General features: G+C 69.8%; 23 protein-coding genes and 1 pseudogene. 13 read left to right on the top strand and 11 right to left on the bottom strand.

Annotation, left to right across the window (positions count from 1 at the left end; translation table 11 throughout):
• Positions 1-296: 296 nt before the first annotated feature.
• The 5 genes from ACWDU1_RS09285 to ACWDU1_RS09265 are packed head-to-tail and all read left to right on the top strand — an operon-like array spanning position 297 to position 5,506.
• Positions 297-1,280: an STM4015 family protein gene (locus ACWDU1_RS09285; RefSeq protein ID WP_449997024.1), complete on the top strand. Its 984-nt coding sequence runs from the start codon at positions 297-299 to the stop codon at positions 1,278-1,280.
• Positions 1,277-2,416: an STM4014 family protein gene (locus ACWDU1_RS09280; protein ID WP_449997022.1), complete on the top strand. Its 1,140-nt coding sequence runs from the start codon at positions 1,277-1,279 to the stop codon at positions 2,414-2,416. Before ACWDU1_RS09285 ends, ACWDU1_RS09280 begins: the two co-directional genes overlap by 4 nt.
• Positions 2,403-3,248, top strand: a complete 846-nt coding sequence (locus tag ACWDU1_RS09275) for an STM4013/SEN3800 family hydrolase (RefSeq protein WP_449997021.1) — start codon at positions 2,403-2,405, stop codon at positions 3,246-3,248. The genes ACWDU1_RS09280 and ACWDU1_RS09275 overlap by 14 nt, the downstream gene beginning before the upstream one ends.
• Positions 3,245-4,585, top strand: a complete 1,341-nt coding sequence (locus ACWDU1_RS09270; RefSeq protein WP_449997020.1) for an STM4012 family radical SAM protein — start codon at positions 3,245-3,247, stop codon at positions 4,583-4,585. Before ACWDU1_RS09275 ends, ACWDU1_RS09270 begins: the two co-directional genes overlap by 4 nt.
• Before the next feature lie 6 nt (positions 4,586-4,591).
• Positions 4,592-5,506 carry an STM4011 family radical SAM protein gene (locus tag ACWDU1_RS09265; RefSeq protein WP_449997018.1) on the top strand — a complete coding sequence of 305 codons (915 nt, stop codon included), beginning with the start codon at positions 4,592-4,594 and terminating at the stop codon, positions 5,504-5,506.
• On the opposite strand, the gene cycA is transcribed toward ACWDU1_RS09265, so the two are convergent.
• Positions 5,498-6,979: a D-serine/D-alanine/glycine transporter gene (gene cycA / locus ACWDU1_RS09260; protein WP_449997016.1), complete on the bottom strand. Its 1,482-nt coding sequence runs from the start codon at positions 6,977-6,979 to the stop codon at positions 5,498-5,500. The genes ACWDU1_RS09265 and cycA overlap by 9 nt on opposite strands.
• A gap of 230 nt (positions 6,980-7,209) precedes the next feature.
• On the opposite strand from cycA, the gene ACWDU1_RS09255 reads away from it, so the two are divergent.
• A complete protein-coding gene (locus ACWDU1_RS09255; protein WP_449997014.1) occupies positions 7,210-7,674 on the top strand; it encodes a tRNA (cytidine(34)-2'-O)-methyltransferase in 465 nt (154 codons plus the stop codon).
• Positions 7,675-7,749: 75 nt separating this feature from the next.
• On the opposite strand, the gene ACWDU1_RS09250 is transcribed toward ACWDU1_RS09255, so the two are convergent.
• Together ACWDU1_RS09250 and ACWDU1_RS09245 are read right to left on the bottom strand one after the other, a co-directional pair.
• Positions 7,750-8,772 carry a DUF4349 domain-containing protein gene (locus ACWDU1_RS09250; RefSeq protein ID WP_449997012.1) on the bottom strand — a complete coding sequence of 341 codons (1,023 nt, stop codon included), beginning with the start codon at positions 8,770-8,772 and terminating at the stop codon, positions 7,750-7,752.
• A 67-nt stretch (positions 8,773-8,839) separates the two neighbouring features.
• Positions 8,840-9,403 (bottom strand): helix-turn-helix domain-containing protein, encoded by a 564-nt coding sequence (locus ACWDU1_RS09245; RefSeq protein WP_449997011.1) that lies wholly within the window; start codon positions 9,401-9,403, stop codon positions 8,840-8,842.
• A 52-nt stretch (positions 9,404-9,455) separates the two neighbouring features.
• Between ACWDU1_RS09245 and ACWDU1_RS09240 the strand changes: the two genes are divergently transcribed.
• Complete coding sequence (locus ACWDU1_RS09240; protein WP_449997009.1) at positions 9,456-10,439, top strand: alpha/beta hydrolase family protein; 984 nt, start codon at positions 9,456-9,458, stop codon at positions 10,437-10,439.
• 15 nt (positions 10,440-10,454) lie between these two features.
• On the opposite strand, the gene ACWDU1_RS09235 is transcribed toward ACWDU1_RS09240, so the two are convergent.
• Both ACWDU1_RS09235 and ACWDU1_RS09230 read right to left on the bottom strand, forming a co-directional pair.
• Positions 10,455-13,775 (bottom strand): error-prone DNA polymerase, encoded by a 3,321-nt coding sequence (locus ACWDU1_RS09235; protein WP_449997007.1) that lies wholly within the window; start codon positions 13,773-13,775, stop codon positions 10,455-10,457.
• An 8-nt stretch (positions 13,776-13,783) separates the two neighbouring features.
• Positions 13,784-14,236: a hypothetical protein gene (locus ACWDU1_RS09230; protein ID WP_449997006.1), complete on the bottom strand. Its 453-nt coding sequence runs from the start codon at positions 14,234-14,236 to the stop codon at positions 13,784-13,786.
• A gap of 133 nt (positions 14,237-14,369) precedes the next feature.
• On the opposite strand from ACWDU1_RS09230, the gene ACWDU1_RS09225 reads away from it, so the two are divergent.
• Positions 14,370-15,377: an SDR family NAD(P)-dependent oxidoreductase gene (locus tag ACWDU1_RS09225; protein ID WP_449997004.1), complete on the top strand. Its 1,008-nt coding sequence runs from the start codon at positions 14,370-14,372 to the stop codon at positions 15,375-15,377.
• Positions 15,378-15,393: 16 nt separating this feature from the next.
• On the opposite strand, the gene ACWDU1_RS09220 is transcribed toward ACWDU1_RS09225, so the two are convergent.
• Positions 15,394-16,650 carry a serine hydrolase gene (locus ACWDU1_RS09220; RefSeq protein ID WP_449997002.1) on the bottom strand — a complete coding sequence of 419 codons (1,257 nt, stop codon included), beginning with the start codon at positions 16,648-16,650 and terminating at the stop codon, positions 15,394-15,396.
• Positions 16,651-16,940: 290 nt separating this feature from the next.
• Here ACWDU1_RS09220 and ACWDU1_RS09215 point away from each other — a divergent pair, with 290 nt between their 5' ends.
• Positions 16,941-18,428 (top strand): MFS transporter, encoded by a 1,488-nt coding sequence (locus tag ACWDU1_RS09215; protein WP_449997001.1) that lies wholly within the window; start codon positions 16,941-16,943, stop codon positions 18,426-18,428.
• Here the strand turns inward: ACWDU1_RS09215 and ACWDU1_RS09210 are convergent.
• Both ACWDU1_RS09210 and ACWDU1_RS09205 read right to left on the bottom strand, forming a co-directional pair.
• Positions 18,393-19,004 (bottom strand): D-sedoheptulose-7-phosphate isomerase, encoded by a 612-nt coding sequence (locus ACWDU1_RS09210; RefSeq protein WP_449997000.1) that lies wholly within the window; start codon positions 19,002-19,004, stop codon positions 18,393-18,395. The genes ACWDU1_RS09215 and ACWDU1_RS09210 overlap by 36 nt on opposite strands.
• Positions 19,001-19,726 carry a hydrogenase assembly protein HupF gene (locus ACWDU1_RS09205; RefSeq protein WP_449996999.1) on the bottom strand — a complete coding sequence of 242 codons (726 nt, stop codon included), beginning with the start codon at positions 19,724-19,726 and terminating at the stop codon, positions 19,001-19,003. The genes ACWDU1_RS09210 and ACWDU1_RS09205 overlap by 4 nt, the downstream gene beginning before the upstream one ends.
• Positions 19,727-20,135: 409 nt before the next feature.
• Here ACWDU1_RS09205 and ACWDU1_RS09200 point away from each other — a divergent pair, with 409 nt between their 5' ends.
• Complete coding sequence (locus ACWDU1_RS09200) at positions 20,136-20,501, top strand: VOC family protein (protein ID WP_449996997.1); 366 nt, start codon at positions 20,136-20,138, stop codon at positions 20,499-20,501.
• A 104-nt stretch (positions 20,502-20,605) separates the two neighbouring features.
• Here ACWDU1_RS09200 and ACWDU1_RS09195 read toward each other — a convergent pair whose 3' ends face one another.
• Positions 20,606-21,598 carry a sulfite exporter TauE/SafE family protein gene (locus ACWDU1_RS09195; protein ID WP_449996995.1) on the bottom strand — a complete coding sequence of 331 codons (993 nt, stop codon included), beginning with the start codon at positions 21,596-21,598 and terminating at the stop codon, positions 20,606-20,608.
• Positions 21,599-21,769: 171 nt separating this feature from the next.
• Here ACWDU1_RS09195 and ACWDU1_RS09190 point away from each other — a divergent pair, with 171 nt between their 5' ends.
• Positions 21,770-22,798, top strand: a complete 1,029-nt coding sequence (locus ACWDU1_RS09190) for an NADP-dependent oxidoreductase (protein ID WP_449996993.1) — start codon at positions 21,770-21,772, stop codon at positions 22,796-22,798.
• Here ACWDU1_RS09190 and ACWDU1_RS09185 read toward each other — a convergent pair.
• Positions 22,795-23,673 (bottom strand): polysaccharide deacetylase family protein, encoded by an 879-nt coding sequence (locus tag ACWDU1_RS09185; protein WP_449996991.1) that lies wholly within the window; start codon positions 23,671-23,673, stop codon positions 22,795-22,797. The genes ACWDU1_RS09190 and ACWDU1_RS09185 overlap by 4 nt on opposite strands.
• Positions 23,674-23,729: 56 nt before the next feature.
• Here ACWDU1_RS09185 and ACWDU1_RS09180 point away from each other — a divergent pair, with 56 nt between their 5' ends.
• Positions 23,730-24,098: a MerR family transcriptional regulator gene (locus tag ACWDU1_RS09180; RefSeq protein ID WP_449996989.1), complete on the top strand. Its 369-nt coding sequence runs from the start codon at positions 23,730-23,732 to the stop codon at positions 24,096-24,098.
• 55 nt (positions 24,099-24,153) lie between these two features.
• Here ACWDU1_RS09180 and ACWDU1_RS09175 read toward each other — a convergent pair whose 3' ends face one another.
• Complete coding sequence (locus ACWDU1_RS09175) at positions 24,154-24,741, bottom strand: DUF6069 family protein (RefSeq protein WP_449996987.1); 588 nt, start codon at positions 24,739-24,741, stop codon at positions 24,154-24,156.
• A 270-nt stretch (positions 24,742-25,011) separates the two neighbouring features.
• On the opposite strand from ACWDU1_RS09175, the pseudogene ACWDU1_RS09170 reads away from it, so the two are divergent.
• Positions 25,012-25,295, top strand: a pseudogene (locus ACWDU1_RS09170) (hypothetical protein); the annotation flags it as partial.

The raw sequence follows: 25,295 nt of genomic DNA, 5'->3' as shown, positions 1-25,295 counted from the left end.
GGAGCGCCTGCGGGAAACGCTGGAACCGGCCGGCGTGACCCTGGATCTGGATCCCGGCGACGCCCAGGACGATATGGACGGCGACGGCACGGTCTGGCGGTTCGTCGCCTGCGGCGAATGACCCGGGCCACCCGGCGGCAGCAACCCGGTGCCGCCCGGCGGCAGTAACCCGGCGCCGCCCGGCGGCAGCAACCCGGCGCCGCCCGGCGGCAAGGATTCATCTCCTCGACCGGCGTATGTCGGCGGGGCTTGGTAGAACATCGCGGGCAGGGACAGGCCCGCGGAAAGGCATACCCATGATCAACGATCACTTGACCGAGTTCGGCGGCCTGCCGGTCTTCGACTTCCCGGAGGAACTGGCGAAGCCGGAGAACGCCGCCGTCGCGTCGTTCGAGCATCCCGAGCCCGAGACGGTGGCCTGGCGGGTCGGCCGGATGGGCTGGGATTCCGAGGCGCAGTGGCACGACCAGTTCGCCCGGTTCCTCGACCTGGTCGACACCACCCGGGTGCGGGCCTTCGTGGTGGGGCCCTGGGCCGATATCGAAGGGGGCGACGGCTTCGATCCGGTGGATCCCGTCCTGGAGGCGCTGGTGGCAGCGGCCGATCGCTTCCCCGCGCTGCGGTCGGTATTCCTCGGCGATATCGTCCAGGAGGAGAACGAGATCTCCTGGATAACCCAGGGCCAGGTCACCGAACTGCTCGACGCCTACCCGGAGTTGACCGAACTCGCGGTGCGGGGCTCGGGTGATCTCCGCTTCCCCCCGACCCGGCACGAGAACCTGCGCAGCCTCACCGTGCAGACCGGCGGGCTCGGCGCCGAGGTGGTGCGCGGTATCGGGGCCAGTGATCTGCCCGCGCTCACCCGTCTCGAACTGTGGCTGGGCACCCCGAATTACGACGGCGATTCCGAGATCGCCGATCTCGCGCCCGTTCTCGCGGGTGACCGGCTGCCCGCCCTGCGGCATCTGGCACTGCGCAACGCCGAGATCCAGGACGAGGTCTGCGCGGCCCTGGCCACCGCGCCCGTGGTGGCCAGGCTGGAAACCCTCGATGTGTCGCTGGGCGTGCTCACCGATGCCGGGGCGGCGGCCCTGCTGTCCGGGCAGCCGCTGACCCACCTGACCGGGCTCGATATGCACCACAACTATCTGAGCCCCGAAATGTGTACCCGGCTCCGGGAGGCTCTCGAACCGCGGGTGACACTCGATCTGGATGCCGGGGACGCGGAGACCTATACCCACAACGGTGAGGTGACCCGGTACGTCTCGGTCGGCGAATGACAGCGGCATCCGATGACCTGTCCTACCGGTGGGTGGTCGTCGGCAACGGGGAGAACCGCCGGGTCCGGTCGTTCGTCGCGGCCGCCGTCGCCGCCGGGCAACCCCCGCCGCGCGTGGTGGACTGGCTGACCGTCCTGCGCGACGGCGGCTACCGGTTCACCGGCGACGAACTCGTCCGGTTGGATTCGGCCGGGGAGAACCCCGAGGTGGACCGGCTGCTGCGCGGGATCGGCGATCCGACCCGGGTGGAGGGCACCGGGCTCTGGTACACCCGATTCACCGCCGCGGTGGCGTCACTGCGGGGTGGGCACCGGCTCGACGATCCGGCCGAACTGGCCGTGCTGTTCGACAAACGCCTGTGCCACGCCCGGCTGGCGGCGGCGGGGTTGCCGGTGCCGGATTCGCCGACCTCCGGGCGGTCGGTGGCCCTGAACGGCTGGGAGGAGGCCCGGAGGCGGATGGACGACGCCGGGATGCCGCGGGCGTTCGTGAAGATCGCGCACGGCTCGTCGGCGTCCGGGGTACTCGCGGTGGAACGGCATCCGGGGGGCCGGGTCCGGGTCACCACCTCGGTCGAACTCACCGCGTCCGGCGCACTGCACAATTCGCTGCGGGTGCGCCGGTACCACCGCGAAACCGATGTCGCCGCGATCGTGGACCGGCTGGCGCCCGACGGTCTGCATATCGAACGCTGGATCCCGAAGGCGTCCGTACAGGGCCGGTCCTGCGATCTGCGGGTGGTGGTGATCGCGGGCCGGGCGACCCATCTGGTCGTGCGCAGCGCGTCGGTACCCATCACCAACCTGCACCTCGGCGGGTTGCGCGGCGATGTGGACGCGGTCCGCGCGGCGGCCGGTGAGCACTGGTGGCACGCGCTGGATCTCGCCGAACGCGCGGCCGCCTGTTTTCCCCGGACGCTGTGCGTCGGCGTCGATCTGCTGCCCACCGCGGGGTGGCGGCGATTCGTGGTGGGTGAGGTGAACGCCTTCGGCGATCTCCTGCCCCGGATCACCGGTTTCGCGGGCACGCCCGCGGCCGGCCTGGACACCTACACGGCCCAGCTGGGCGCGGCGCAGCGCTGGTACGGTGCGGTGCGCACCGCATCCGCTCCGGAGGACCAGCATGTACCGGCCTGATTTGAACGAGGTGATCGGCCGGGACGACCTGCTGCTGCTCACCCTGGACACCCTGCGCTACGACGTGGCCGCCGAGGAAGCGGCCGCGGGCCGGTTGCCCAATCTGACGGCGGTGCTCCCGGGCGGCGTCTGGGAAGAACGCCACGCCCCGGGCAATTTCACCTACGCCTCCCACCAGGCCATATTCGCCGGATTCCTGCCCACACCGGCGGCACCGGGCCCGCACCCGAGGTTGTTCGCGGGCCGGTTCGCGGGCAGTGAGACCACCGCGGCGGGCACCTTCGTCTTCGACGAACCGGATCTGCCGGCCGCGCTCGCGGACCGCGGCTACCGCACGGTGTGCGTGGGCGGTGTCGGTTTCTTCAACAAACAGGGTGCGCTGGGCAGCACCCTGCCGGACCTGTTCGCGGAAAGCCATTGGAGCCCCGAGTTCTCCGTCGCCTCGCCCACCTCGTTCGAGGCGCAGGTCGAGTATGCGCGCGAGGTGATCGCGACCACCCCGCCCGATCGGCGGCTGTTCCTGTTCCTGAACGTATCGGCGCTGCACCAGCCCAACTGGTTCCATCTGCCCGGCGCCACTCGCGAGACCGGCGACAGCCGGGAGACCCACGCGGCGGCGCTGCGCTATGTGGACCACCACCTGCCGGACCTGTTCGCGGCCCTGCGGGCCCGCGGCCGCACCTTCGCGATCGTCTGTTCCGATCACGGCACCGCCTACGGCGAGGACGGATACACCGGGCACCGGCTGGGTCACGAATCCGTCTGGACCGTCCCCTACGGTCATTTCTTCCTGGAACCCGCGGCCGCGCCGGACTCCGGAGGCGCCGCATGACGCGGGTTCCCATCCGTTTGCCCCGGCCGTACCAGAACTACGTGTACGCCTACCCTCACAAGACCGCCTACCGGCCGCTGGATCCGAGGCCGGCGCTGCGCGACCTGTGGGCCACCGAACCCCGAGACCCGCTCTCGCTCTACCTGCACATCCCGTTCTGCGAAATACGCTGCGGCTTCTGCAACCTGTTCACCAGGGTCGGCGCACCGGGCGACCTGACCACCCGCTATCTCGACGCCCTCGCCCGCCAGGCCGGAACGGTGCGCGAAAGCCTCGGCGACGAACCCGCGCCCCGGTTCGCCACCGCCGCGTTCGGCGGCGGCACCCCCACCTACCTGGAGGCCGGGGAACTGACCCGGCTCTGCGATATCGCCGAGCACATCATGGGTGCCGACCTGGCCGCCATCGGGTTGTCCGTCGAGACCTCCCCCGCCACCGCCACCGCGGATCGGCTGTCGGTCCTGGCCGAACGCGGGGCGACCCGGATCAGCCTGGGCGTGCAGAGTTTCGACGACGCGGAGGCCAGGGCCGCGGTCCGCCCGCAGCGCCGGGCCGACGTGGAAGCCGCGCTGGGCCGGATCCGCGATACCGAGGTCGCGAATCTCAATATCGACCTGATCTACGGAATCGCCGGCCAGACACCGGCGAGCTGGCGGCGGTCGCTGGACGCGGCACTGGCCTGGCGGCCGGAGGAGATCTATCTGTACCCGCTCTATGTCCGCCCGCTCACCGGGTTGTCGAGAATCGAACGCGACGCGGCCGACGCGGTGTGGGACGCCGACCGTTTACACCTGTATCGCGAGGGCCGCGACCATCTCCGGGCCCATGGCTACGAGCAGCGATCCATGCGCATGTTCCGGCGCGGTGACGCGCCCGCGAGCGGGCCGGACGACTATTCCTGCCAGACCGACGGCATGATCGGGCTCGGTTGCGGCGCCCGCTCCTACACCCGTGGCCTGCACTATTCGTTCGACTACGCGGTGTCCGTGCACGAGGTCCGGTCGATCATCGACAGCTATACCGCCACCACGGATTTCGGCCACGCGGTGAACGGCCGGGTGATCGACGCGGACGAGGCCCGCCGCCGGCATCTGCTGCAATCGATCCTGCAGGCCGACGGTATGCCGGTGGCCGGATATCGCGCCCGGTTCGGTACCGACCCGGCCGCCGATTTCGCGGGCGAGCTGTCTGTGCTCGCCGAACGCGGCTGGCTGGCCGATACCGGCCCCGGGCTGTTGCGGCTCTCACCCGAGGGGTTGGCGTACTCCGACGCGATCGGCCCCGAATTCTTCTCACCGTCCGTGGCCGCCGCCATGACCGAGTACGAAGTGCGGTGACCCCGGGTGCGTCTCACGCTGCTCTATCGCGGCCCGCTGGCCTCCTGCGATTACGACTGCCCCTACTGCCCTTTCGCGAAGCGCCGCGACAGCCGCGAGCAACTGCGGGCCGACCGTGCCGCGCTGGAGCGTTTCACCGGCTGGGTACGGGAGCAGCGCGACGACGAGATCTCGGTGCTGTTCACACCGTGGGGTGAGGGCCTGGTCCGTTCCTGGTACCGCCGGGCCCTGGTGGAACTCTCACGGCTGCCGCATGTGCGGCGGGTCGCCATCCAGACCAATCTCGGCGGCCGTACCGGCTGGCTCACCGAGGCCGACCGCGACACCGTCGCGCTGTGGTGCACCTACCACCCGGGCCAAACCCCCTACCAGCGGTTCCTCGATAAGACCCGGGAACTCGCGGCGGCCGGAATCCGCTTCAGTGTCGGGGTGGTGGGGTTACCCGACCATCTGGAACAGGCCCGGCGCCTGCGCGCCGACCTGCCCGGGCACATCTACCTGTGGATCAATGCTGCCGAGGATCACACCTATTCCGACCCCGAGGCCGCCGACTGGACCGGGATCGATCCGCTGTTCCCCTTCAGCCGCGACCCGCATCGGTCGCTGGGCCGGGCCTGCCGGACCGGGGAGTCGGTCCTGTCGATCGACGGCGAAGGCACCGTCCGCCGCTGCCATTTCGTGAAAGAGCCCCTGGGCAACCTCTACGACGGTTCCTACCGCGCGGCGCTGGGTCCGCGGCCGTGCCCGCGCGCCCTCTGCGACTGCCATATCGGCTACGTCCACCTGGAATCGCTACCACTCTACGACGTATTCGCGGGCGGGGTCCTGGAACGGATCCCCGCCTCGCCCACGGTCGTGGACCTGCCGCTACCGGGCGGTGCGCCCGATATCCTCCGGGCGCACCGCCTCGGATCAGCGTGACGCGGCGGCGGTCTCCGCGAGCACCTTCTCCCGATGCCGCGCACGCAGGGCGGCGTGATGCGGGCTGCGCCGGACCACCAGGTAGGCCGCGCCCAGTACCGCGAACCAGATCGGGGTCACCAGCAGTGCCTGCAGGGTGTCGCTCTTCTGGGTGAGCGCCCAGATCAGGAAGACGAAGAACGCCAGTACCGCGTACACCATCGGAATACCGCCCGGCATCTTGAACACCGACGCGGCATGCAGCTGCGGCCGCCGCTTCCGGTACACGAGATAGCTGGCCAGGATCATCGTCCAGACGAACATGAAGCACAGCGAGGAGATCGTGGTGACCACGGTGAAGGCCTCCACGATGGACTGCCCGGCGTAGAGCAGCACCACGCCGATCAGCAGGAACGCACACGAGAACCGCAGCGCGTTGGCCGGGACCTTACGCCGCGACAACCGGCCGAACAGGGCCGGTGCGTCACCGTCGCCGGCCAGGCCGTACACCATGCGGGAAGTCGAGTAGATACCCGAGTTGGCGCTGGAGGTGGCGCTGGTGAGCACCACGAAGTTGACCACACTGGCGGCGACACCCAGTCCGGCCAGCGAGAACATCGCCACGAACGGGCTCTCGTCCGCAGAGACCGACCGCCACGGTGTCACCGCGCAGATCACGATCAGCGCGCCGACGTAGAACAGCAGCACGCGCACCGGGATGGAGTTGATCGCCCGGGGCAGGGTGCGCTCGGGATCCTTGGCCTCGGCCGCGGTGGTGCCGACCAGTTCGATCCCCACGAAGGCGAAGACCGCGATCTGGAAACCGGCCACGAAACCCATGGGTCCGGTCGGGAAGAAACCGCCGTCGTTCCACAGGTTGGCCAGCGAGGCCGTGCTGCCGCTGTCCCCGGTGAAACCGGTGATGACCATGACCAGGCCGGTCACGATGAGGGCGCCGATGGCGAGCACCTTGATGAGCGCGAACCAGAATTCGGTCTCGCCGAACGCGCGCACGGTGGGCAGGTTGAGCACCAGCAGGACGGCGATACAGACCAGCGCCGGTATCCACAGCGGCAGATCCGGCCACCAGTACGCCACGTACCCGGCGATGGCCACGACATCGGCGATACCGGTCACCACCCAGCAGAACCAGTAGGTCCAGCCGGTGAAGAAGCCCGCCCAGGGGCCGAGCAGATCACCGGCGAAATCGCTGAACGATTTGTACCCGGAGTTCGACAGCAGTAGCTCCCCCATCGCCCGCATGACGAAGAAGAGGAAGAAGCCGATGATCATGTAGACGAGGATCACCGAGGGCCCGGCCAGCGAAATGGTCTTACCGGACCCCATGAACAGGCCGGTGCCGATGGCGCCGCCGATGGCGATCAGCTGGATATGCCGGTTCGCCAGCTGACGGCTCAGCCCGGACGGTCCACCGGGATCGCCCTGCGTGGATGCTTCGTCACCTGGACCTCCGTGGCCCTGCAGCACGGCCATATTCTTGTTTCTCCCTCGTAGAGATCGATCGGATAAGCCATTCGAACACCAACGGAGCCATCCCGCAGTGTGGGGCCGGGACGTCATACTTCGAGCGGCCTGCCCGGGGGCGATCCGCCGGGCACGGCCGGTGCCGGAGTACAGGGTAGATCGGGCGGGCGCGCGCGGTGGGCGCCGCCCCGCGCCCCCGGCCCGCCGGCGGCCGGGCCGTCGTGACAAGGTTTCCTGCTGTGTTCAAGCTGATGTTCCACGAGCCCCGGATTCCCGGCAATACCGGAAACGCCATCCGGCTCGCCGCCGGAACGGGCAGTGAACTGCACCTTGTCGAACCGCTGGGGTTCGATATGTCGGAGGCGAAGCTGCGGCGGGCGGGGCTGGACTATCACGACCTCGCCTCGGTGACCGTGCACCCGGATCTGGCGACCGCCTGGCAGCGGCTGCGGCCGGCGCGGGTGTTCGCGTTCACCACCCGGGCCACCACCCCCTTCACCGCCGTCGCCTATGCGCCCGGCGATGTGCTGCTGTTCGGCGCCGAGCCGTCCGGGCTGCCGCCGGAGGTGCTGGCCGACGAACATCTCACCGATGAGGTCCGTATCCCGATGCTGCCGGGCCGGCGCTCGATGAATCTCGCGAACGCGGCATCTGTCGCGGTGTACGAGGCGTGGCGCCAGCACGGCTTCCCGGGCGCCGTCTGACACTGGAAGGTGTTTTCACCAGCGGGCCTCGGCGGCTGTTCGGGGTGCCGGTCACGCGGACGGCATCCGGCTCTTCTAGTCGGCGGGGCGGTCCGGCTCACCCGGCTCCTCGCGGGTGGCGGCGGAATCACCGGCGGCCCGCGCGGGCGTCGGTTCGGCGGCATCGTCCGCGGATGCGCCCACCGCGGGGCGCGCGGGTCCCCTGGCCGCGGGCTTGCGGCGGCCGAACACACGCATCACCAGTGCGACCACCGCGCCGATCACGGCGAGGAAGCCGAGCCAGGGCAGGGCCTGACCCACCCACACCAGGGCATCCTTCAACCAGTCCACCAGCGAATTCCAGCCGTCCACCACACCGTCCCAAAAATTCGCGGGGCCGGTCTCGCCGGTTTTCTGCGCCTGGCTGGTGATATCGACGGTCAGTGTGGAGAGGCCGATCTGATCGTCGAGGTAGCGCTGCTGGCCGGTGAGGCTGTCGAGTTCGGCCTGGCGGGTGGCCAGGGCCTCCTCGGCGGCGATGAGGTCGGCGGTATCGGCGGCGCGCGCCATGAGATCGCGCAGCCGGTCCACCGAGGTACGCAGCGCGCCGATCCGGGCCTCGAGATCCTGCCATTGCAGGGTGACGTCGTCGCGATTGGTGCTGATCTCGGTGACCTCGCCCAGATCGGCGAGCCCCTCGATGAAGGGGTCGGTCTCGTCCGCCGGGATCCGGATCACCAGATTGGCATGCGGCTGGGTGCCTTCGGTGCCGGGATTCTCGGTGCGCTGATCGATTCGGCCGTCCACCGCGGCGACCCGGTCGGCGAGGGTCTGCGCGGCGGCGATGGGATCGGCGGCGGTGAGGTCGACCGAACCGGTGACCACTTCCTTGCGCTCGGCGGCGGCCTGATCGCCGTTGTCCGGCGCGGGCGCCTGCTTCGTGGGCGCCTGTTCACGCGCGGGCGCGTTCTGGGTCCGGAATCCCGGGGCGGAGGCCGGTGCCGGGCCGGACCCGTCGAGCGCCGGCGCCGGCGCCGACGTCGAACCGGAATCGTCACCACAACCGGCGAGCAACGCCGATCCGAACAGGACCACGAACAACACCCCGAGCTTGCGCATGCTGGCAGCGTAATGCCCATTCCGGTGTGGGGTACCGGTTACCGGCACCGCATCGGCCCCCGGCGGATCATCCGGTGCGTCGATCGTCCTCGGATTCGTCCTCGTCCTGTCCCGCCGGGAAGAGAATCGGGCTCAGCAGATATTGCGACCGCTCCGGAGTCTCCGGATTCCGCAGGCGCGGAATGATTGCCGCGCGCAGTTCCTCGATCAGTTCCTCGGCTTCGGCCGGGGTGAGCCAGAGGGTGTGCTGACGGTAGCCGACCAGATCGGCAGCGGGATCGGCGGTTTCACCCGCGAGGTAGGTATCGAACTCCGCCAGCAGCACTGCCATGGCGGCGGCGAAGACGGCGCGGTGGTCGGCGACCGTGGCGGAGGCCACCTCCTCGGGATCGATCACCGCGCGCTCGCCGCGCAGCCGGTAGCTGCGCTCCATCGCGCCGCGCACCCGCTGCTCGCCTGCGAGTTCGAGTACACCGGCACCGGCGAGTATGTCGACGTGGCGGTAGACGGTGGCCTTGGATACATCATGTAGCCGGGCGCACAACTGCGCGGTGGTCCGAGTGCGTCCGCCGGACATGGCGTGCACGATGCGCAAGCGCACCGGGTGCGCGAGCAGCTCGAGTGAGTCCATGACGGAATGTTCTCATATCTGCTACCTTTCTCAATATCGAGAAAGGTAGCAGATGGAGGACAACAGATCGGGTCGCGCGGTCACCGCCGAGTGGCGCACTCCGGCCTACGCCGATCCGGCCGCTTTTCATGAGCACGCGATCACGGTGACCGCGGACTCGTATACGGTCGCGGGGACCGTCACCATTCCCCGCGCCCCCGGCCCGCATCCGGGGGCCGTGCTGCTCGCCGGTGGCGGACCGTTCGACCGGGACGGAACCGCGGGACCGAACAAGAACCTGAAGGACCTGGCCTGGGGCCTGGCCGGACACGGTATCGCGGTACTGCGCTTCGACAAGGTCACCTACACCCACCGCGAACTCCTCGCGCCAGACGCGGATTTCACCCCGACCGCGGAGTACGTCCCGCACGCGGTCGAAGCGGCGAAACTGCTGCGCGGACTACCCGGTGTGGATCCGGACCGGGTAGTCGTACTGGGGCACAGCATGGGCGGCAGGTTCGCGCCGAAAGTCGCGGCCGCCGACCCCGAGGTGGCCGGAGTGGTGATCCTGGCCGGAGATACCGTGCCGCTGCAATGGTCGCTGGTGCGAGCCATCCGGCATCTGACCGAAACGGATCCGGCCACGGCCGCACTACTTCCGGCACCGGAGGTCGCCACCGCACAGGCGGAACTCGTCGACGGCCCCGGGCTCACCCCGGCTACCGCCCCCGAGCGGCTACCTTTCGGGATGTCGGGAACGTACTGGCTGGACCTGCGCGGCTACGACCCGGTCGCGACGGCCTCGGCGCTCGACAGGCCGCTGCTCATCATGCAGGGCGAGCGCGATTATCAGGTCACCGTCGCGGACGATCTGGCCGGATGGCGGGCGGGACTGGCGGGCCGCCGCGATGTCACGTTCCGGACCTACCCCGCCGGGGATCACATGTTCTTCCCGGGTGCCGGGCCCTCCACACCCGCCGACTACACCCGTCCCCATCATGTGGACCCCGAGGTGGTCGGCGATATCGCCGATTGGCTCACCGGCCTGGCCCGGTGATGAGGGCCGGGTACATCAACGGAAATCGCGGGACTTCGAGCCGATCCGCATATCGAGAGGGCGCAACTGCTCGGCGTAGACGCTGACCGCGCCCTCCGCGTTCTGCACCCGGCCGCGGATCAGCAGCGCCGAGGCCCCCTGGGCCGTGCGGCGGTAGCGTTTCCACAGTCCGGCCGAGCACACCACATTCACCATGCCGGTCTCGTCCTCCAGGTTCAGGAAGGTCACCCCGCCCGCGGTGGCCGGGCGCTGCCGGTGGGTGACCGCCCCGCCGACCAGCACCCGGGTGCCGTCGGGCACCGCGAGCAGTCCGCCGGCCGGGATCACCCCGAGTGCGTCCAGCCGGGGGCGCAGGAACTGGGTGGGGTAGTTCGCCGGTGAGACCCCGGTGGCCCAGACGTCGGCGGCGGCGTGCTCCAGTTCGCTCATACCGGGTAGCACGGGGGCATCGGTCGAGGCGCCGGTGCCGGGCAGCCGGTCGGCGCGTTCGCCGGCCGCGGCCCCGGCCGCCCACAACGCCTCCCGGCGGGAATGTCCCAGACCGCCGAGGGCACCGGCCGTCGCCAGGGCCTCCGCCTGCGGGACGGTCAACTCCACCCGTCCGGTGAGATCCAGGAACGAGGTATAGGGCCCGCCGCGCTCGCGCGCAGCCACGATCTCGGCCGCGAGTTCGTCGCCGATACCGCGAACGGCCGCAAGTCCCAGCCGGATCTCGGTCCCCCGTCGCTCCAGCGTGGCCTCCGGCGTGCTCGCGTTGATATCCGGGCCGTGCACCGCGACCCCGTGCCGGCGCGCGTCGGCGACCAGCGACTGCGGCGAGTAGAAACCCATCGGCTGCGCGCGCAGCAACCCGGCGCAGAAGGCGGCCGGATAGTGCAGTTTGAACCAGGCGGAATAGAACACCAGGGCGGCGAAACTCTGCGAATGACTCTCCGGGAAACCGAAATTCGCGAAGGCCTTCAGCTTCTCGTAGATACGGTCGGCGAGTTCGCCGGTGATGCCGTGCAGATCGCGCATGCCCTGGTACAGCCGGCCGCGCAACCGCTCCATTTTCTCCGGGGAGCGTTTCGACCCCATCGCCCGCCGTAGCTGATCGGCTTCGGCGGCGGTGAATCCCGCGACGTCGACGGCCATCTGCATGAGCTGTTCCTGGAACAGCGGTACCCCGAGGGTGCGTTCCAGCGAATTCCGCAGCGCCTCGTGGTCGTAGCGGACCTCTTCGCGATCGTTGCGCCGCCGGATGTAGGGATGCACCGAACCGCCCTGGATCGGGCCGGGGCGGATCAGCGCCACCTCCACCACCAGATCGAAGAACGTACGCGGTCGCAGTCGCGGCAGGGTCGCCATCTGCGCGCGGGACTCCACCTGGAACACGCCCACCGAATCGGCGCGGCAGAGCATCTCGTAGACGGCGGGTTCGGCGAGGTCGAGGGTGTGCAGTTCGACCGTCTCGCCGATATGTTCGCGGACCAGGTCGATCATGTAGTGCAGGGCCGACAGCATGCCCAGGCCCAGCAGATCGAATTTGACCAACCCGGCCGCGGCGCAATCGTCCTTGTCCCACTGCAGCACACTGCGCCCGGGCATCCGCGCCCATTCCACCGGGCAGACATCGGCGATGGGGCGGTCGCAGATGACCATGCCGCCGGAGTGGATGCCCAGGTGCCGGGGCAGTCCTTCGATATCGGCGGCCAGCGCCAGCACCGGTCCGGGGATATCGGTGCCGGTTTCCGCGCCGACCCCGGTCCACCGGCTCACCTGTTTACTCCACGCGTCCTGCTGGCCGGGGGCGTAGCCGAGCGCGCGGGCCGCGTCGCGGACCGCGGATTTCCCGCGATAGGTGATCACATTCGCCACCTGCGCCGCGTTCTCGCGGCCGTACCGGCGGTAGACGTACTGGATCGCCTCCTCGCGGCGATCGGATTCGATATCGATATCGATATCGGGCGGCCCGTCGCGTTCCGGGGAGAGGAACCTTTCGAACAGCAGTTTGTTGGCGACCGGATCCACATTGGTGATGCCGATGGCGTAGCAGACCGCGGAGTTGGCGGCCGAACCCCGCCCCTGGCAGAGGATGTCGTGCTCGCGGCAGAACCGCACGATATCGTGCACCACCAGGAAGTATCCCGGGAAGCCGAGCCGGGCGACGATATCGAGTTCGTGTTCGAGCTGCCGGTAGGCCCGCGGGTTCCGCGACGGCGGGCCGTAACGGTCCGCCGCGCCGCGCAGGGTGAGTTCGCGCAGCCAGGTGTTCTCGTCGTGGCCGGCCGGCACCTCGAACGGCGGCAGGCGCGGGGCGATCAACCGGAGATCGAACGCGCATTCCCGCGCCAGCAGTACCGAATTCGGCACGGCGTCCGGGAATTCCGCGTACAGCCCGGCCATCTCCGCGCCCGAGCGCAGATGGGCGCCGCCGGTGGGCGGTAGCCAACCGGCGATATCGTCGAGGCTGCGGCGGGCCCGGATGGCGGCCAGCGCGGCCGCGCGGCGACCGCGGTCCGGGGTCGCGAAATGGGCCGCCGTGGTCGCCACCACGGGAACCCCGGCCCGGCCGGCCAGCGCGGCCAGCGCGGTATTGCGCTCGTCGTCGTCGGGTAGTCCGTAGCGGGTGAGTTCCACCGCCACCCGGTCGGCGCCGAACCGCTCGCACAGCTCCCGCAGCGCGGCCTCGGCGCGTTTCGGCTCCGTCCCCGCGCGCAGATCCGCTTCCAGCGCACGCCGCACCCGGCCTTTGCGGCAGCCGGTGAGGATCTGCCAGTGCCCGCCGGCGGCCGCGGTGAGCGCGTCGAGGTCGTAGCGCAGGATCCCCTTCTCCCCGGCCGCCATATGCGCCGCGGCCAGTTGCCGCGACAGCCGCCGGTACCCCTCCTGCCCGCGTGCCAGGACCAGGAGGTGTTCACCACCCGGATCGGGTTCGCCGGTGCGGGGCGCGGAATCGGCGCCGGGCGCCGAATCGGATTCCACGAGAGTGAGTTCGGCGCCGTAGACCGCGGGGATCCCGTGTTCGGCGGCGGCCTCGGCGAACCGCACCACCCCGTAGTAGCCGTTGTGGTCGGTGAGCGCTATCGCCGACAACCCGAGCCGCGCGGCCTCGGCGACCATCTCCTCCGGTTGCGAGGCGCCGTCGAGAAAGCTGAACGCCGAATGCGCGTGCAGCTCCGCGTACGGCACAACCGGCCCCGGCGGCAGGGACTGCGCCCCGGCCCGGTACTCCTCGCGGCGCTCGGTCCAGGCCGGAGCGTCACCGCCGTCGCCGGGGTGCCGCCCGGGCGCGGGCCGCCCGGACAGCACCCGTTCCAGCTCCGACCAGCTGGGTGGACCCTGACTCCAGCCCATACGCCCGCCTAGCAGGCCACCCGTTCGGTGGAGTGGGCGTCCAGCAGGATCGCCACATGATCCACCCCGGAGCGGATCACCCGGCCGTAGGCGTCGTCGGCGAGCACACTCGCGTGCCCGCGGGCCAGGGCCAGCTGCATCCGCGCCGCGTCGAAATCGCCGACCAGCCGGTGACTGTCGGCCAGGCTGAGATACAGCGAGGGCAGGAAGCCGAGTAACCCTTCGCCGAGCGGAGTGCCGGGCACGAACGCCGAGTCGAGCGCCCGGGTGTCCCAGAGCAACGCGTCCTCGGCGGTGTCCTGCACATCCGCCAGATGATGGGCCACCACGCTCCGGTACAGCGGTTCCCCGTCCGTGCCGAGCTGGTCCCACAGCTGGTGCAGCGCCTGCCGCGCCGCCTCCCGATTCACCCCACCGAGCCGCACCGCGGCATAGATATCCGCCATCCGATCGTCCGTCATGCGCTCAGTATCGCACATATGTTCGAATCTCGAGCGCGCGAATCGAACCTGTTTTCGAACGCGTAACCACCCCTGGCACTGTTTCTTACTTTGGAGTAAGTTCGGCGGCAAGACCGGCGTGAAGGGGCTGTTCATGAGCGAATCCGGAAGCAAAGACCTCACCGGACGGTATGTCCTCATCACCGGCGCATCCTCCGGAATCGGGCGGACGGCGGCGCTGGCGGTGGCGAAGAAGGGCGCCGTGGTCCTGCTGCTCGCCCGGCGCGAGGACGAGCTCGACACGGTGGTCGCCGAGGTCCGCGCGGCCGGTGGCCGCGCGCACGGCTACCCGTGCGATATCACCGACGCCGAAGCCGTCGAGAGCACCCTGGGCAAGATCCTGGGCGAACACGGCCGGGTGGACATGCTGGTGAACAATGCCGGCCGCTCCATCCGCCGCGCCATCCACCGCTCCACCGACCGGCTGCACGACTACGAGCGCACCATGGCGGTCAACTACTTCGGCGCGGTACGGCTCACCCTGGCGCTGCTGCCCCAGATGCGGGAGCGCAGGTCCGGCCATATCGTCAATATCAGCAGCGCCGGGGTGCAGGTCGCCACGCCGCGCTATTCCGCCTATCTGGCGAGCAAGGCGGCGCTGGACAAGTTCACCGAGGTCGCGGCGGTGGAGACGATGGCCGACGGCGTCACCTTCACCACCATCCACCTGCCACTCGTGCAGACGCCGATGATCGCCCCCAGCGGTAACCAGGGTCGCGCCGAATCACCGGAATGGGCGGCGGCCACCATTGTCCGCGCACTCACCGAACGACCCCGCCGCATCGATGTGCCGGTGGGCACCCTCGGCGAATTCGGCGCCCTGTTCGCACCGCGCCTGCGCGATATGGTGCTGCACCGCTACTACCGGATGATCCCCGACTCCCCCGCCGCCCGCGGCGAGACCGCCACCGCCCCATCCCATCTCGAATTGGTGACCGATGCGCCCGGCGAGCCGCCGGCTCCGGCCCCGGAGCCGGCGGCAGGTCCCATCACCCCGGACAAGGGGCGGTCACGCTCCGCGCGGCCCGTGCCCCGGGCCGTCCGCGGCACCGGTACAGTGTTGCGCCGGGCCGCCCGGCTGATCCCCGGCACCTATTGGTGACCGCGGCCGAACGGGTTCAGAGATCGAAGACCCGGTCGCCCGGCGGCAGCGGCGGAAACGCCGCGGAGATCTGCTCGACCAGTTTCCAGGGACGATCGCCATCCAGAGATGATTTCCCGTTGGTCAGAATCGCCCCGCTCAGCCCTCGCGCGGGATCGGCCCAGCCGTACTGTGTGGTGAATCCGCTGCGCCCGAAATGCGATGCGGTGTCACGCCCGAACTTCGACCGGCGCCCGCCCAGTTCGTAGCCGGCCCGGCTCACCCGCCCGGCGACGCCCGGCACCCGGCGGGCCGGGCGCACCGCCTCCCGCAGGGTTTCCGGCCGCATGATCCGCACCCCGTCCAATTCGCCGCCGCGCGCGAGGATCTCGTAGAAGCGGGACAGTTCGGCCGCCGTGGTCACCAGATTTCCCGACGGCAGTTCGGCGGTCAGGAACGCCCGGTTGGAATCCCGGTTCACCGCGTCCGAGGCGAACCCGCCGCCCAGCGCCTTACCCGCGACGAACGAGGCGACCCGGGAAGGCGGCGGACCGGTTTTCACGCTCGGCACCACCGCGTCCACCTCCTCGGGTCGCACACCCAGATTCGTCCAGCGGAACCCCAGCGGTTCCAGCACACGCTCGGCGAGGTGGTCGCGGATCCGCTTTCCCGTGGCCCGCTGCACCAGCAGTCGCTGGATCAGGCCACTGGTCAGCGCGTGGTAGACGCGGAACGTGCCGGGCCGGTAGACGGGCCGCAGATCGGTGAGACCGCGGACGCAGAGATCCTCGTCGAAGACCAGGCGGTGGCCGCGGTAGGGCTTGGTCACGAACGGCACTCCGGCGGTGTGGTCGAGCACCTGGCCGATGGTGATCGCCGCCTTGCCGTTGGCGGCGAATTCGGGGATATACGCGCTGACCGGGTCGGCGGCGGCGAACACGCCGTCTTCGATCAGCATCGACAGCACCGCGGCGGATACGCCTTTCGCGGTGGAGAATCCGCAGAACGGCGAGTCGGTGGTCACCGGGATCGGCTCCGCGTCCGGCCCGTCCTGGGGTGCGTTGCCCCAGCCGTGCCCGATCGCCCGGTTCAGCACGACCCGGCCCTCGCGGCGCAGGCATACCTGGATGGCCGGTGTGGCGCCCACCCGGTACCACGCCCGCACCGAGTCCCAGATCGCTTCGACAGCCGCCGGATCGATCCCGGCTCCGGCCGGATCGTCCTCCGGACCGGCGCAGGTGATGCCGTCCAGATCGGCGGCGACCGGAACCAGGAGCGCGGTATCTGCCTTCACTCGCCCCAGCGTAGCCACGGGCCGATGGTTGCGACGCGCGCGAACGAAACCCTCGCACGGCAACCCGTGGTCTGGCGAGCGCGGCAAACGCCCAGGTCAGCGAAATCTTTGCGCGCCGGCCATTCGCCCACTCCGGCCACCGTGACAGAGATCACCGTCCGGACAGGTATCCAATTATGCTCTGATCATTGGGTCGGTAACCGTGTTCTTCCACCCGTCGAGAGGTCGCCGTGACTACTGCGAGTACGAGCCTTTCGCGGGCTCATATCTGGCTTCTGACGCTGTCCTCGATGGCGGTCGCGCTGGTCATCGCGGCGATGGCCGCGCTCTACACCGCGCTCCCGGAGATCGCCGCCGATACCGGCGCCACCCAGCAGCAACTCACCTGGGTGGTCGACGGATACACCCTGGCGCTGGCCTGCCTGGTGCTGTTCTCCGGCGCACTCGGCGACCGCTACGGCCGCCGGATCATGATGGTGCTGGGCCTGGTGGTCTTCGCGGTCGCGTCCGCGATTCCGCTGTTCCTGGACCAGCCCACCTGGATCATCGCCTCCCGCGCGGTCGCGGGGGTGGGCGCCGCGCTGGTGATGCCGTCCACCCTCTCGCTGCTCACCGGCGGGTTCCCGCCGGAGCGGCGCGGAGTCGCCGTCGGGCTGTGGGCGGGTGTCGTCAGCGGCGGCGCGGTGCTGGGCATCCTGGGATCCGGCCTGCTGCTGCAGATCTGGTCCTGGCAGGCGATCTTCCTGGCGATGACGGTCGCCGGCGCCATCTTCGCCGTGGCGGGCTGCACCGTCCCCGAATCCGTCGACGAACAACGGCCGCCGCTGGACTTCTGGGGCGGTATCACCGCCTCCACGGCGGTCGGCGCCGTCGTCGTCGCGGCGATCGAGGCGCCGATCCGCGGCTGGACCGATCCGCTGGTACTCGGCCTGTTCGGTACCGGCATCGTCGCCGCCGTCGGCTTCGCCGGAGTGGAACTGCGGGTGCCGCATCCGCTGCTGGACGTCCGTCTGTTCGCCGATCGGGGCTTCGGCAGCGGCGCGGTGAGCGTCGGGGTGCAGTTCCTCGTCGCGTTCGGTTACTTCCTGCTGTTCGTCCAATTCATGCAGCTGATCTTCGGCTATTCACCGCTGATGTCGGCGGTGGCGATGGCCCCGATGATCGCACCGCTGATCGGTATCTCAATTTTCGCGCCGCGACTGGCCGAACGGTTCGGCCTGCGGCTACCGACCTTCGTGGGCCTGCTGTGTGTGGGCATCGCGCTGATCCTGGTCTCCCGCACCACCGTGTACAGCGGCTACATCGACGTGCTGTGGCCGCTGCTGATCCTCAGCACCGGTCTGGGCCTGTGCACCGCACCGGCGACCGCGGCCATCATCAACGGCACCCCGCCGGAGAAACACGGGGTGGCCTCCGCGGTCAACGACGCCTCCCGCGAGGTCGGCGCCGCGATCGGAATCGCGATCTCCGGCAGCATCCTCGCTGTCGGCTACACCGACCGGATCGCACCGGCACTGCCCGGCCTCCCCGAAGCCGCCCGTGGTCCGGTCGAGGATTCGCTGGCCGCGGCACTCGAGGTCACCGAGAAGGCCGGTCCGGCCGCCGCCCCCCTGGCCGATTTCGCCAAAGAGGCCTTCGTGCACGGCGCGCAGCAGGCCTCGCTGGCGCTCGGTGTCCTGACCGTGGTCATGGCCGTGGTGCTCGGCGCGTGGGCGCCGGGCCGGGTCTCCGGGCGCACCCGGTCAGCCGGTGAAGCTCCCGTGCTGATGGACCGATAGCCACAGCGCGTAACCGAGCAGCGCCTGCGCCTCCTGGATCCGGTGCGCGCTGCGGGACCGGATGACGAAGCACCGGTCCACCGCGGCATGCCGGGCGAGCACACCGCCCTCGTATCCGGTGAACCCGATCGTGTACATCCCCCGCCGGCGCGCTTCCCGCAGCCCTGCCAGCAGATCCGCGGATTCCCCGCTGGTGGACATGGCGACCGCGATATCGCCGGACCGTCCGCGCGCCGCCAGCTGCCGCGCGAAAACCGATTCGAACCCGAGGTCGTTGCCCACCGCGGTCAGGACCGCCTCATCGGCCGACAACGACCACGCGGGCAACCCGGCCCCGTCCGGCGGCCGGGCGAACAGGGCGGCCAGGATGGCGGCGTCGGCGGCGCTCCCGCCGTTACCGAAGGTGAACAGCCTGCCGCCCGTGGCGAATCGGCGCGCGAGCTCGCGTGCCGCCGCGGCGATACGTTCGGCGTTGGCCGACAGTGTCTCCGCACGCAGCCCGGCGCTCTCGGCGGCCCGTTCCCGGGCGCAGTCCGCCAGCTCACCCAGCAGTATTCCGGTCTTGCACGCGTTCACTGTGGCTCCTCCACTCCGGCCGCACTCACCGCCATTCCCGCGTGCACCAGCACCAGATCCCCACGACGCACCGGCTCGACGAAGGTGGTGGCCACGGTTTCGGTGCCGAGAGCGGTACGGATCCGCGCGGTGCCGTCGCCGAGCGGGGTGACCACTTCACCGAGCAGACCCAGATCCGGGGAAACCCGGGCCGCGCTATCCGGGTCCGCGCCGGGCCCGACCAGTGCGGGATGGTCGAAGCATCGCAGGGTGAGCTCCCACAGCAGGTGGTAGAGCAGCACGAAATCGCCCTGTGACGGAATCCGGGGGTCCGGGTCGTCCAGCCACAGCAGATGATCGGCGGCCCCGGCGTGCGGGCGCGGCCCGGAGCCGATCCAGACGATGTGCACACCCCAGGCCGGGCCACGGTCGGCCAGTGCGCGGACCTCGGCCTCGTCGGACGCGGCGACCGCGAGCAGGATATCGCCGGTCCGCGCCGACACCCGCGCGGTGTCCACGAGCGCGGGCCCGGTGAGCGCCGCCGCCGGCAGGGTGCGGTTGCCCGCGACCACCGGATGCAGGAATTCCAGCGCGATGTGCTGGGCGTGCTGTTCCCAGCGCGGCGCGACGCACCACAGCGTGGCGCCCGCGGTGAACCAGCGCGCCAGCGCCAGCGCGGCCGCCGCCAATTCGTCGGGCAGGCTCGCGTGGAACCGTCCGCCCGGCAGGTCGCGCCGTCTCACGACACCGCCCCGGTCACGATATTCGCCACCGCGCCGGTGAGCTCTGTGTTCCCGCTGGCCAGGCCTGCAATGCCCCTGCACATCTCGGTCCTCCTCTGGCGACACACTCCTGCAATACCCGAATAGCTTTGGCGTACCGGCATTTCCGGTAGCGGGTCGTGTCCAGCAGTATCGCCGGGGCACCGCCGCACCGTTACCGTTCGGCGAGAACGGATTTCCCGGCCGCCGGCGCACCGCAACCCTCCCGGCCGGGCGCTGGGCCACGCTACCGGCCGGGTCCGACATCACCGCCCGGACGCAAGCCGCCGACCAGGCGGAATCCGGCGCGCAGGGGCGGCCTCACGGGGTTCACGGCCGCGCTCGGGCATCCTCATCTGGTCCGCACCGATCGCGAAAGGCCACGCCACCCATGCCGACCCCGAACATGTTCATCGTGTACGTCACCGACGCGGCCGCCTCGGCGCGCTTCTACTCGGATCTGTTCGAGACGACCCCGGACTTCGAGTCCCCGCGTTTCATCACGTTCGACCTTGGCAGCGGTATGAAACTCGCCCTGTGGAGCGGACACGCCGAACAACTGTCCGCCGCGGGCGCGCGCACCAGCGAACTCTGCCTGAATGTCACGGACGGGCGGAATGCGATCGACGACCGCTTCGACGCCTGGGTCGCCCGGGGCGTGGAGATCGTCCAGGAACCGCACGACGCCGTTTTCGGCCGCACCTTCGTGGTCGCCGACCCGGACGGCAATCTCATCCGCGTCGCCCCCGTCGACTGATCCGGCCCGGCACAGACGAGCGCCCGGTCCCGGACGCTACTGTCCGGGACCGGGCGTCGCTCCCTCATCCCCGCGCCGACCACAGCGGGCCGCCGGGCTCCGGCTCAGCGCACGGGCGCCTTGGTCGAATCGGACGCGGGATCGATGTCCTCGGAAGCCGCGGCGGCGGGCGAGGTTCCGGCGGCCGGAGCCACCTCGGTGGTATCCGCTACCGACGCGGCTTCCGCGGCCTTGGCGGTCCGGGCCTTCTGCCACGCGTACACGGTCAGGCCGACCGCGACCACGGCGATCAGCACATAGCCGATGGTGCGCGGGGCGCCCTCGATATCGAAGTACTTGAACAGGGTGCGCGCGTTCGTCAGCACCAGCAACCCGCCGACACCGGTACCGAGCACGCCGGGGGTTATCCGGCTCACCAGCCAGGCGGCGATCGGAGCGGCGATCACGCCGCCCAGCGCCAGGCCCGCGATGATCAGCAGGTTGTCGAAGAAGTCCGATCCCAGGCCGAGCAGGAAGCCGACGCTGGCCGAGGCGGAGACGATGAACTCCGAGGCGCTCACCGAGCCGATGACCGTACGCGGCGCGCTGCGTCCGGTGGTCAGCAGCGTACTGGTGGTGACCGGGCCCCAGCCGCCGCCACCGGAGGCGTCGATGAAACCGCCGAACAGGCCCAGCGGGGTCAGGAACTTCGCGGAATGCGCGGTTTTCTCCGAGGTCGCGAACTCCACCGGCGGCCGGGACGAGAACCGGATCACCAGGAATACGCCGATCGCGAGCAGGATGCCGGCGGTGATGGGCGCCGCCGATTCGGTCGAGATCCGGGAGAGCACGGTCGCGCCGAGGAAGGCGCCGATACCACCGGGCACACCGAGGCGCAGGACCATCTTCCAGTCGATATTGCCGAACTTCCAGTGCGACGCACCGGAGGCCAGGGTGGTGGCGACCTCGGCGAAGTGCACGGCCGCGCTCGCATGGGCGGCGCCCGTCCCGCTGAGCACCAGTAGCGTCGTCGCGGTGACGCCGAAGGCCATCCCGAGCGTGCCGTCGACGATCTGCGCGCCGATACCCACAAGGGTGAATACAAGTAATTTGATCATGACGGTGTGCTCCCGAACCCTGGACCGGAGATCCGAGGTTACGACGGCGCAGCCGCCGTGGCACGGGTTGCGATCACCGTGAACACAACCCCTGGACAATCCGATTCCGCAGGTACCGCGGCTGCGGAAAAATCGTTCGGCCGGATCTCCCACCCCTGGTAAGACTGGGGCATGCCCGGCCGAACCTCCCGTCGGATAATCCTGCGGGCCCGCCCCACCGCCGATATCACCGCCGCCACCTTCACCGAACAGACGGTCCCGGTACCCGCTCCGGGCGACGGGGAGGCACTGGTCGAGGTGATCCGGCTCGGTATCGACGCCACCCAGCGCACCTGGCTCAACGCCGACGCCGCCTACACCTCGGCGGTCGGGATCGGCGAGGTCATGCGGGGCAGCGGCATCGGCAGGGTGGTCGAATCCCGCAACCCGGAGCTACCCGAGGGGCAGTGGGTCTACGGCGAACTCGGCTGGCAGGAATACACGCTCGCTCGCCGCGGCGGCCTGTTCGGCGTCAACCCGGTGCCGCCGGGTATCGACCCCCATCACATGCTCACGGTTTTCGGCGTCAGCGGTCTCACCGCCTATATCGGCGTATCGGAGATACTGCGGGTGACCGATACCGATACCGTCTTGATCACCGGCGCGGCGGGCAGCGTCGGATCCCTGGCCGGGCAGATCGCCCGCCTGCGCGGCGCCCGGGTGATCGGCACCGCCGGAACCCCGGCGAAGGTCGATTGGGTTCGGGAGACCGCGCGCTTCGACGCCTGCGTGAACTACCACACCGCCGATATCCCGGCGGCGCTGCGCGATTTCGCGCCCGACGGCCTCACCGCGGTATTCGACAATATCGGCGGCGGCGTACTGGAGAACGCCCTCGACCATCTCGCCCTGCACGCGAGGATTGCCCTGTGCGGTTCCATATCGTCCGGATACACCTCCGGTGGCTACGGCGCGGGTCCCGCCAACTACATGCAGCTGGCCTTCCGCCGGGCCCGGATGGAAGGGTTCCTGTTCTTCGACCACCATCCGGTCTTCCCGGAGGCGCTCGCCCGGATCACCGGCTGGACCGCCGCGGGCGAGTTGCGCTGGGCCGAGGATATCGTCCAGGGTCTGGAGAACGCCCCGGCCGCCCTGCAACGGCTCTTCGACGGGACCAACTTCGGAAAGCAGCTGGTGCAGGTGAAGCCGGTGAGTCCCTAGCGGGTCACCTCCGCCCCGGTCGTCGTGCGCGCGTAGTGGACGGCGATCTCGTCGCTGGTGGTGAGCCAGACGCCGGGATGCCCGGCGATATGGTCCAGGGCCCGATCGAGGTACCCGGCTCGGAACGCCTGACCGATGACGAACGGATGCAGCGCCAGCGCCATCACCCGCCCGCTGTCCGCGGAATCCTCGTACAGCCGGTCCAGCTGGTCACGCACGATCTGCACGAAATCGGGTCCGGTGAGGCCGGTACCCAGGAACAGCGTGTTGTCGTTCAGCTCCACCGAGTACGGCACGCTCAGCAGGCCCGGGGTCCGCAGCCGGTAGGGCTGGTCGTCATTGGTCCAGTCGAGAACGTAGTCGAGCCCGAGTTCGGCGAGCAGTTGCGGCGTACGTGGGCTCTCGCTCAGCGCCGGTCCCATCCACCCGCGCGGGCGCGTACCGGTGGCCCGCCCGATGGTGTCGATCACCTCGGCCAGGTACGCGCGTTCCGCGTCCGCGGCGATATCGGGCTGGAGTATCGAGTTGTTCCTACCGTGCGCGAGCCAGGCCCAGTTCCGTTCCCGGCCCGCCTCGATGATCCGCGGATAGTGCCGGACCACATCGGAATTGAGCAGCGTACTGGCCCGGATACCGTGCCGGTCCAGCGAATCCAGCACCCGCCAGAATCCCACCCGCGGCCCGTAGTCGCGCCAGCCGTAGTTGAGGGGGTCGGGCACGAGTGCGGATGTACCGGGAAAGATGCTGGTGGAGGGCTTGCCGAGTTCGTAGTGCTCGATATTGAGGCCCACATAGAACGCGACCCGCGCGCCGCCCGGCCACTCGATGGGTTCGCGATCGACGATGGCGCTGTAGTCGAAGAGTTCGTTGTCCATACCGCTATGCTCGAACCTTCACATCTATGTGAAGGTCAAGCGGCGAGGACGGCGAGATGCGAATCGGGGAACTGTCGGAACGCACGGGCACCTCGCGGCGCCTGCTGCGCTACTACGAGGAGCAGGGCCTGATCGCGGCGCGGCGCTGCGCCAACGGCTACCGCGACTACGACGATCGCTTCGTGGACCGGGTGGTCCAGATCCGCGGTCTGCTCGACGCCGGGCTACCCACCCGGATCATCAAACAGATCCTGCCCTGCCTGGACAAACCCCGCTCCATCTACTTCCCGGACGCGACGCCGGAAATGCTCGCGACCCTGGAGCGCGAACGGGAGCGGATGCAGGACCGTATCCGCTGCCTCGAACACAACCGCCGCGCCATCACCGAATATCTCGCAGCGGTTCGCGCCTACATCCCCGACTGACGGCCCGCAGGTCTTTTACGCCGCACCGCAGGAGCGGGCGGCGTCGTGAGCCGGCTCAGTACTGCGGACGCCGGATGATCGCGGTCGCGCCGATCCCACCCAGCAGCGACATGATGCACAGACCCGCGATCAGGTTGATCGCCGCCGTCGCGATCTTGGCGTCCAGGCCCGCCACCAGCGTGAACGGGAGCAGGGTCGCCAGGGCGGTGAGCAGGCCGGTGATCCAGTAGAAGAACTGCATCGGGCTGGGCATCAGCGCCAGCAGCAGGTTCAGCAGACCGGTGGCGGCTATCGCGGCGGCCGCACCGGCGACCGCGTACGAGGTGGTCGACACGGTGCCGTAGGCGCCGGCACCCTCGGGCGAGAGAACCGCGATGTTCAGGATGCCGCGGATCAGCATGATCAGGACCACGATGACCAGCGCGACCACGGCGGCCGTACCGACGCCGCCCGCCCAGAGCCGGCCGAGGTTGATCTTCGGCCCGTCGGACTGTTCCTGATGATCCCCCGGGTGCGCGTACTCCACCTGGTGGCCGTATTCGGGCTGCTGCGGGTGACCCGGCTGCTGGGGGTACCCCTGCGTGCGCGGGTAGCCCTGGCGGTAGGGGTCCTGCCGACCGTAGTTGTGCGACGGTTCCGTCATACGCCGAACGTACCCCGCATGAGCGATACCACCCACCCGAATCGGGCACGCATGTCGCCCACCGGGACGTGGTCCCCGACCCGGGATCACCGGAAACACCGCCCCACCTGGGTTCGCGCCGATCGAGACCGCTACCCCACGGCTCCGTCGACCACCCTTCCATTTCCCGGACCCGAGGTATTCACCCGGTCCGGGTGATGCCCCGCCCGTCCCCCGGTCCGTACGTTCGGCGCCGGAGGGCCCCGAGGTGACCGAGGTGAGGAGCAGCCCATGACCGGCGGTTTCGCGAATCCGAAGATGACCCCGGAGTACGCCGCCGCGGTAGGACGGCAGGCATATCTGTGGGGCTGGCCGCTGGTGAATATGCACAACCGCCGGGTCTTCATGGAACAACTGCCCGCACCCGGACTGCTGGCCGGGATCGTGCCCGCCGCGCCACCCGGATCACTCGGCATGCTGCGGGATTACATCCGGGCGGAGGAGCGGGTCGTCGCCTGCCCCAACCAGGACGTGGTCTACGGTTTCGGCGTCCTCGACGCCCGGCGGGAACCGTC

The organism is Nocardia sp. NPDC003345 (genome assembly GCF_053589395.1).
Note: the sequence above shows the minus strand (reverse complement) of the source record. Positions and strands in the feature narration are given on the sequence as shown.